We start from the raw sequence: 7389 nt of genomic DNA, 5'->3' as shown, positions 1-7389 counted from the left end.
CGTGGGTGGCGAGGCGTGTTTTGCCGACGCCGCCGACTCCGGTGAGGGTGACGAGGCGTGAGTGGGACAGGAGGCGTTTGACCTCGGCCACTTCGTGCCGACGTCCCACGAAACTCGTCACCTCGGCAGGCAGCTGCGGCGCGGGCGGCCGGCGCGCGACCTGATCGGAGTTGGTGACATCCATGGGAAGCCTCGCATCGACCTCTGGCCGCCGACCGGATGCGCGACAGAAGCCGGGACACTACGTGAAGTAGGTTTTTTCGGCGTGTGGCGATCTGAAAGCCACTCTACGCGACATGCCACCGAATCGGCTTTTCTGGCCGGTAATAGGCGCGGATCAGCGGCGTTCGGGCGGTAGTGATCAGCAGATCCGGGGTAGTGGATCACCGACCAGGACGTCGACGATTCGGGTCCCCCCGAAGGCGGTCCGCAGCAGGACGAGGCCCGGCGGATCCTCGCCGATCCGGCCCACGACGGCGGCGTCCGCGCCGAGCGGGTGGGACCGCAGGGCGGCGAGCGCGGTGTCGGCGGCCGGCCCGGCCACCACCGCCACCATCCGGCCCTCGCAGGCGACGTACAGCGGGTCGATGCCGAGCAGTTCGCACGCCCCGCGTACGGCGGTCTTCACCGGGACGGCGTCCTCCTCCAGCACGACGGAGACCTTGGACGCCTCCGCCATCTCGTTGAGGATCGTCGCGACTCCGCCGCGGGTCGCGTCGCGCAGGAAGCGGACCTGCCCGTCCGGGCAGGCGTCCAGCAGGAGCCCGGTCAGCGCGCTCAGCGGCGCGGTGTCGGAGGTCAGGTCGGCCTCGATGTCGAGCTCGCCCCGCGCCAGCATGATCGTGATGCCGTGCTCGCCGATGGGGCCGGAGACGATGACGACGTCACCGGGGCGGGCGGCGGACACGCTCAGCCGGGTCTCGCGGTCGAGCACGCCGATCCCCGCGGTGTTGATGTAGCAGCCGTCCCCCTTGCCCCGCTGCACGACCTTGGTGTCGCCGGTGACGATCTGCACGCCGGCCTTCTCCGCCGCGGCCGCCATCGTCTCGGTGATGCGTCTCAGGTCGGCGATCGGGAAGCCCTCCTCGAGGATGAACCCGGCGGACAGGTGCCGGGGGCGCGCCCCGCACATCGCCAGGTCGTTCACCGTGCCGTTGACGGCCAGGTCGCCGATGGTGCCGCCGGGAAAGAACAGCGGTGTCACCACGAACGAGTCGGTCGTGAAGGCGAACCCGTCCACGATCGCGCCGTCCTCGAGGGGCTCCAGCAGCGGGTTGCGGAAGGCCTCCATGAACACCGCCTCGATCAGGGTGTGCGTGGCCTTTCCGCCGGCGCCGTGGCTGAGGTTGATGCGCTCCTCCCGGACGCGCGCCTTCCGGTGCCGGGCCCGCTCAATGCGCTCGAGGACCTGGGCCTCCCGATCCCCGGGAACGTCCCGGTCGCGTGCGGCCTCCGCACGGGGCCGCTCGTCGCTCATCTGGTCGTCGCCTCCTTCACCCGCTCGCGGGCGAACCGGCCGTAGTTGTAGTACGCCGCGCAGGCACCCTCGGACGACACCATGCACGTGCCGATCGGGGTCTCCGGCGTGCACGCGGTGCCGAACACCTTGCACTCCCAGGGCTTGAGCACGCCCTTGAGCACCTCGCCGCACTGGCAGGCCTTCGGGTCGGCGACCCGGCCGCCGGGCACCTCGAAGATCCGTTCGGCGTCGAAGGCGGCGTACCGTTCGCGCACCCGCAGCGCCGAGTGGGAGATGAAGCCCAGCCCGCGCCACTCGAAGTACGGGCGCAGCTCCATGACCTCGTTGATGGCGGTCAGCGCCCGCCGGTTGCCGTCGTAGGGCACGACGCGGGAGTACTGGTTCTCCACCTCGCTGCGGCCCTCGACCAGCTGCAGCAGGATCATGTAGATCGACTGCAGCACGTCCAGCGGCTCGAACCCGGCCGTGACCAGTGGCTTGCCGTAATCGCGGGCGATGAACTCGTACGGCCGGCAGCCGATCACCGTCGACACGTGACCCGGCCCGATGAACCCGTCGAGGCGAAGGTCGGGCGAGTCGAGGATCGCCTTGATCGCCGGGATGATCGTCACGTGGTTGCAGAAGATCGAGAAGTTCTCGATCTCCTCCGCCTTGGCCCGCAGCACGGTCATCGCGGTCGACGGCGCCGTCGTCTCGAACCCGATGGCCATGAAGACCACCTGGCTGTCCGGGTTCTGCCGGGCGACCTTGAGAGCGTCCAGCGGACTGTAGACCATGCGGATGTCGGCGCCCTGCGCCATCGAGTCGAAGAACGACCCGTGCCCGCCGGGCACCCGCATCATGTCGCCGAACGACGTCATGATGACGCCGGGCTGCTCGGCGATGTGGATGGCGTCGTCCACCCGCCCCATCGGGATCACGCAGACCGGGCAGCCCGGCCCGTGCACGAGCGTGATCGTCTCGGGCAGGTAGTCCTCCAGGCCGTGCTTGTAGATGGTGTGCGTGTGGCCGCCGCACACCTCCATGAACTTGTAGTGACGGCCCGGCTCGCACAGTGAGGCGATCTTCGCCGCCAGCGCCTGTGCCTTCTGCGCGTCGCGGTACTCGTCGACGAAGCGCATCGGCGCTCACCCCTTCTCGATCGTCGAGTCGCGCAGGGCGGCCATCTCGTCGGCGTACGCCTGCCCGATCCCCTCGAGGAAGGCCAGCGCCGCCTTCGCCTCCTCCTCGTCGATCTTCGAGAGCGCGAAGCCGACGTGGATGAGGATCCAGTCGCCGGGCGCGAGGTGCTCGCCGTCCAGCAGCCCGATGTTGATCGCGCGCCGGACGCCGCTCACGTCCACCTTCGCGAGATCAGGGCGATCCGGAATGATCTGCACGATCTCGCCGGGAATTCCCAGGCACATGTGCCGCCTCCATTAGCTGGATGGATTCGAGGACGAGCCCGTCGCCGCCCTCGATCGCCAGGTCGGTCCCGCCGCATCCCGGACACACGGCGAACAGGTCGTCCGACGTGGTCACCCGGTCGCACGATCCACAGGTCAGGCGTACGGGGTCGACGGTCACCTCCAGGTGCGCGCCGTCGGCCACCGTCCCGTCGGAGACCAGGACGAACGCCTGGTTGAGAGCGGGCTCACTGATCCTCAGCAGGACCCCGGCCCGTACGCGCGCCCGGCGCACCGGACGGCCGGCCGCGCGCCGCTCCACGGCCGCCAGGACCGCCTCCGCGATTCCGTATTCGTGCATGCGCGGTCCTCCCTCACATTCGCCGGATCTTCACGTAGCGCTTGATGTCGGGCAGTGACTGGACGAACAGGACGGTCAGCACGGCCAGTGGCACCGCCACGGCGGTGCCGAGAAGCAGGCGTTTCAGCATCGATCACCCCTCCTTCCGGTCGAAGGGCCCCGCCGTCGGGGCCGCCGCGAGCTCTTCGGAGATCAGGCCGAGGACGAGGTCGGCGGCCCTGGCGACGGCGCCGGCCACCGGAGGACTGAGCTCCATGCCGGGGGAGGTGTCCGCCGGTTCACAGCCGACGAGCAGGACCCGCCCGGTCGTGCCGCCGAGCGTCGCCGCCAGGGCCAGAACCGCCTCGGGCGTCATGTCGTGCGCGTCGACGGAGGCGTCCGCGGCGTCTCCGGGGGTGGGTTCGAACACGTACAGCGTCCCCGGGTCGCCGCCGCGCGGCAGGGCGTCGATCAGGATCGTGGTGGTGTACCCGCCGGTCAGCTCGTACGCCAGGTGGATGCCGCCGATGCCGAAGTCGGTGACCTTCACACCCTCGGGCAGGGCGGTCGCGGCGAGCCGGCGGGCGACCACGCTGCCGAACCCGTCGTCTCCGAGGAAGATGTTCCCGCAGCCCGCGACCAGGACCGTCATGACCCGCCTCCCGATCCGGCCTCGCCGGGCAGGGGTTCGACCTCGTCCGGGGCGAAGTAGTGGAACCTGCCCTGGGCGCGGGCCAGGTCGGCTCCGGGGTCGTCCTCCAGGGTCACCGCGACGTACCGAAGGCCGTCGACGTCATGGAACACCGCCTCGACCAGGGCGGTGCGCCCCGCCAGGAACATGTCGTGCGCGTCCGCCCGCCGTCGGCCCGGCCGGAGCCGTACGCGACTGCCCCGGGCGACCCGGACCCCGGAGACGAGCACGCCGTCGGTCTCCGGCGACACGTCCCGGTCCATCCCGGGATCCCACCAGGGCACGGCCTCGCCGACGGGAGACCCCGCGGATCCGCCCGCCCGGCCGGCGCGCGGCTCGGACGCGTCGGCCTGGTCGATGCGCGGCCCGGGGCCGTCGGCCGGGTCGGTGCGTGGCTCGGGGTCGCTGGTCGGCTTGGAGTCGCCGGTCCGGCCGGAAGGCCGCTCCGGTTCGCCGAACTGGCGGATGGCTCCGTGGAGCCGTTCCAGGAACTCCGGCGGCAGGTCGCCGACGCGTTCGATGAGCTCGGCGGCGCGCGGGTCGGTCGCCCGCGCCTCGTCCTTCTCCTGATCGGTGAGGGTGAGGGTGCGCAGGCTGAGCAGCTCGTCGATCTCGGTGGAGTCGAACAGCTGCCCCGGGCTCTCCGGCGCGATGGCCGGATGGTCGTACAGGATGATCGGGGAGGACAGCACGACGTCGTGCTCGCCGGGCTCGCCCGCGAGCACCGGCCAGGTGTGCTGGTTGCGGCAGCCCGCCGCCGCCGCGCTCGCCCACTCGGGCGGATCGATCAGGGACACGAACGCGCCGTCGCTGACCCCGATGATCAGATGGGTGGCGAGCAGGGAGCGCCGTAGCGCGTGCTCGCGTGGCGCGCTCGCGTCCGCCCAGCCGTGCGTGTTCGCGACCGTGACGCGGAGCCGGGTCAGCCCGTACGGCCCGGGGAGGCGCTCGGCCCGGACTCGCAGGGCCGCGCGCAGGGACAGGTGCTCGAGCACGACGCGGCCGCGTGACTCCCCACGGGAGTCCTCGATCGGCTCCGTCGACCACTCGCCGGGGACCCCGATCCCGATGGTCCGCTCCGCCTCGAGGACGTCCTCGAGGCGGAGCACGGCCTCCGCCTCGCGTTCGGCCGCGTCCTCGTAGGTGAGGTGGGTGGTGCCGTCCACGGTGAGGCCGGTCACCGGATGGAACCCACCGCCTTCCGCCTGCTCGACCGTCCGGGTCCGCAGATGCAGGAAGCGGGCCAGTACCCGGAGCTCGGCCGCGGGCGCCGCCGTCAGCAGGCACTCGGTCACGCTCGTCGAGGGTTCGGCGGTGGCCAGGTAGCCGGGGGGAACGAGCACGCCGAACTGCCAGCGCACGCGGTTCTTGGCGGCCGACGCGCGGTACGGGTAGAGCAGGTAGCCCTCGTAGAGGACCGCGTCGGCGACCCGCCGGGCGCGGTCCATCGCCGCGCTCACCTGCGCTCCGCCGTGGTCGTGTCGCGTCATGTCAGCCTCCGGCCTCCTTGAGCAGCCGTCCGACGGTCTCGTCCCAGGTCGCCAGGGCGCGGGCGGACTTGTACCGCAGGAGGTCGCGCAGGGTGTCCCGGCGCAGGCGCAGCCAGCCGGTGCCGGGGAAGTACAGGTCGATCAGCTCCCGCCACAGAGCCACGGGCAGCCGGTAGCGGGCCTCGCGGTCCCAGGGCACCGGCGTCACCGTGAAGCCGCGTTCCGCGCGGGAGAACACGGTGCCGCTGAACAGCAGCAGGAGCGGGATCTCGCCCGCGTCCAGGGAGGCGAAGTACTTGCCCGCGGCGACCTCCAGGTCGTACCCGCAGGGCACCGGAAGGTCGATCTCCGTGGTCCCGGTGAACCCCGGCACCATGATCGAGATGTTGGCGAGCTGGATCGCCTTCAGCGTGTCGCCCCAGCGGGCGACCGCGCCGAACACGTCCCCGAGCAGCTCGGCCTCTACCGCCGTGTACCGCCGTCGCCCCGGCTCGATCCGGAGCTGGCAGCGCAGCGCGATGGCGTGCACGCCGCCGGGCGAGTCGTCGATGATCCGCAGCCGCAGCACGAGCGTGGGGGAGGCGGCGTACGGGTCCGCCCGCGCGCCGACGCATTCGAACCGTGGTTCAGCCATCGCCCGCCTCCTCCGGAACGACCTCCCGCCCGCGTTCTCGCAGCGCGGCGAAGTAGTCGTCGATGGCCTCCCACGCCTCCTGGCCGCCGGCGAAGCCGCGCCAGTGCAGCCGTACGATCCCGACCAGCTCGTAGCACGCGTCGATCGGCACCAGGTGGCAGGCGAACCGGTCGTCGGCGCACCGGTCGACCAGGAGCGCCTCGACGTCGGGCCGTACGCCGGCCATGACCGGGTTGGCCGCGAGCACGCGCTCCCAGGTGTCCAGGGGGAGCTGCGACTCGGTGGCGCCGCCGGGGCTCGGGTAGAACGCGACGTCACGGCCGAGGGCGGAGTTGTAGAAGAAGAAGGCCATGCGGACGGGGATCTGGAGGTCCTCCCAGTCGGCCGCCGACATCCGGAAGTCCCGGGTGTGGAGGTGGCGGTCCGGCACCGCGCGGAACCGCCCCCGCCCCGCGCCGTCCTGGGTGAAGAGAAGGTGGCAGGGCGGGCAGGTGCACAGCAGCGCGCGGGATTCGAGGTTCACCACGTGGCCGTGCCGCTCGCCGAGGGGTTCGGCGCATATCTCGCAGCGCTCCCCGTCCGCCGCCGGGGGCTGGCGGAGCCGGCGGAGCCCGCCCGCGGTCATCGGACGGCCTCCTCGGGGACCGGACACGGTCCGGGCGGCGTCCGCACCGGCGGCGCGTTCCCGACCGGCCGCGCCCGCCGGTCCGCGCCGTCCGGCCGGGCCCGCCCGTCCAGACCGCCCTCGGCGTACGGCCGCGCCCGCCCGTCCGGATCCGCCCCGGTGCCCGTGATCGGCCCCCCAGGCGGGCGGGGGCCGATCTGCAGCAGCGGGGGCTCCGGCTCCGGGACGAGGCCGTCGACGTCCACGCGGGAGATCTCCGGTGCCGCTCCGGCGATGGCGCGCTCGATGGCCTGCGCGACGGTGACCCGCGAGGACGGGCAGCCGTGGCAGGTGCCCTCCAGCCGCAGCCGTACGACGCCCTCGTCGTCGATGCCGAGCAGCTCCACGCCGCCGTCGTGCAGGCCGAGGTACGGGCGTACGTCGTCGAGCGCGGCGAGGACGCGTTCCTCCGCCGTCAGCGGATGCAGCTCGTGCAGGATGAGCAGGCCGGAGACGAGCTCGTCCCCGGTGAGCCGGCGCAGCGCCTCCGCCGCGCCGGTCTCGGTGACGATCTCCATGACGCGTTCGAGCCCGGCGCCGTACAGCCCGACCACGGACCGCAGCAGTTCCTCGACCTTGGCCACGGTCGTGGCGTCGGCGAGTCGGCCGAGCTCGGCCAGCAGCGCGTCCACGCGGTCGCCCGTCGTGCGGACGTCGTACGTCTCCGGCATGTCGGCCCCCCTCTCCGCGACCTGCCGCGTTCGG

The 7389-nt window shown here is 72.2% G+C and carries 11 protein-coding genes; all 11 read right to left on the bottom strand.

Annotated elements, in window-relative coordinates:
- The coding region (locus tag NE236_RS11360) for an ATP-binding protein (protein WP_252841853.1) at positions 1–184 on the bottom strand (184 nt) is incomplete at its 3' end.
- A gap of 177 nt (positions 185–361) precedes the next feature.
- A complete protein-coding gene (gene hypE, locus NE236_RS11355) occupies positions 362–1477 on the bottom strand; it encodes a hydrogenase expression/formation protein HypE (RefSeq protein ID WP_252841852.1) in 1116 nt (371 codons plus the stop codon).
- The gene (gene hypD / locus NE236_RS11350; protein WP_252841851.1) at positions 1474–2601 is read right to left on the bottom strand and encodes a hydrogenase formation protein HypD; all 1128 of its coding nucleotides are present in this window, start codon (positions 2599–2601) and stop codon (positions 1474–1476) included. Before hypD ends, hypE begins: the two co-directional genes overlap by 4 nt.
- A 6-nt stretch (positions 2602–2607) precedes the next feature.
- The gene (locus tag NE236_RS11345) at positions 2608–2886 is read right to left on the bottom strand and encodes a HypC/HybG/HupF family hydrogenase formation chaperone (protein ID WP_252841850.1); all 279 of its coding nucleotides are present in this window, start codon (positions 2884–2886) and stop codon (positions 2608–2610) included.
- Complete coding sequence (locus NE236_RS11340; RefSeq protein ID WP_252841849.1) at positions 2834–3226, bottom strand: hydrogenase maturation nickel metallochaperone HypA/HybF; 393 nt, start codon at positions 3224–3226, stop codon at positions 2834–2836. Before NE236_RS11340 ends, NE236_RS11345 begins: the two co-directional genes overlap by 53 nt.
- A gap of 13 nt (positions 3227–3239) precedes the next feature.
- Positions 3240–3356: a DUF6893 family small protein gene (locus NE236_RS45040; RefSeq protein WP_372494310.1), complete on the bottom strand. Its 117-nt coding sequence runs from the start codon at positions 3354–3356 to the stop codon at positions 3240–3242.
- Positions 3357–3359: 3 nt separating this feature from the next.
- Positions 3360–3857: a hydrogenase maturation protease gene (locus NE236_RS11335; RefSeq protein WP_252841848.1), complete on the bottom strand. Its 498-nt coding sequence runs from the start codon at positions 3855–3857 to the stop codon at positions 3360–3362.
- Entirely contained in the window at positions 3854–5386 is a 1533-nt protein-coding gene (locus tag NE236_RS11330; RefSeq protein ID WP_252841847.1) for a hypothetical protein, read from the bottom strand. Before NE236_RS11330 ends, NE236_RS11335 begins: the two co-directional genes overlap by 4 nt.
- Position 5387: 1 nt before the next feature.
- Complete coding sequence (locus NE236_RS11325) at positions 5388–6020, bottom strand: DUF6084 family protein (RefSeq protein WP_252841846.1); 633 nt, start codon at positions 6018–6020, stop codon at positions 5388–5390.
- Positions 6013–6645: a DUF5947 family protein gene (locus tag NE236_RS11320; RefSeq protein ID WP_252841845.1), complete on the bottom strand. Its 633-nt coding sequence runs from the start codon at positions 6643–6645 to the stop codon at positions 6013–6015. Before NE236_RS11320 ends, NE236_RS11325 begins: the two co-directional genes overlap by 8 nt.
- Entirely contained in the window at positions 6642–7355 is a 714-nt protein-coding gene (locus NE236_RS11315; protein WP_252841844.1) for a NifU family protein, read from the bottom strand. The genes NE236_RS11320 and NE236_RS11315 overlap by 4 nt, the downstream gene beginning before the upstream one ends.
- Positions 7356–7389 lie beyond the last annotated feature (34 nt).

It is taken from the genome of Actinoallomurus purpureus, assembly GCF_024055795.1.
Taxonomy (GTDB): domain Bacteria; phylum Actinomycetota; class Actinomycetes; order Streptosporangiales; family Streptosporangiaceae; genus Actinoallomurus; species Actinoallomurus purpureus.
The sequence above is the reverse complement of the archived record's forward strand: the minus strand, read 5'-3'. Positions and strand labels throughout refer to the sequence as shown.

Bases quoted from the DNA above. Each gene is read 5' to 3' on its own strand.
- hypE (WP_252841852.1), bottom strand. From the start codon at position 1,477: ATGAGCGACGAGCGGCCCCGTGCGGAGGCCGCACGCGACCGGGACGTT.
- hypD (WP_252841851.1), bottom strand. From the start codon at position 2,601: ATGCGCTTCGTCGACGAGTACCGCGACGCGCAGAAGGCACAGGCGCTG.
- NE236_RS11345 (WP_252841850.1), bottom strand. From the start codon at position 2,886: ATGTGCCTGGGAATTCCCGGCGAGATCGTGCAGATCATTCCGGATCGC.
- NE236_RS11340 (WP_252841849.1), bottom strand. From the start codon at position 3,226: ATGCACGAATACGGAATCGCGGAGGCGGTCCTGGCGGCCGTGGAGCGG.
- NE236_RS45040 (WP_372494310.1), bottom strand. From the start codon at position 3,356: ATGCTGAAACGCCTGCTTCTCGGCACCGCCGTGGCGGTGCCACTGGCC.
- NE236_RS11335 (WP_252841848.1), bottom strand. From the start codon at position 3,857: ATGACGGTCCTGGTCGCGGGCTGCGGGAACATCTTCCTCGGAGACGAC.
- NE236_RS11330 (WP_252841847.1), bottom strand. From the start codon at position 5,386: ATGACGCGACACGACCACGGCGGAGCGCAGGTGAGCGCGGCGATGGAC.
- NE236_RS11325 (WP_252841846.1), bottom strand. From the start codon at position 6,020: ATGGCTGAACCACGGTTCGAATGCGTCGGCGCGCGGGCGGACCCGTAC.
- NE236_RS11320 (WP_252841845.1), bottom strand. From the start codon at position 6,645: ATGACCGCGGGCGGGCTCCGCCGGCTCCGCCAGCCCCCGGCGGCGGAC.
- NE236_RS11315 (WP_252841844.1), bottom strand. From the start codon at position 7,355: ATGCCGGAGACGTACGACGTCCGCACGACGGGCGACCGCGTGGACGCG.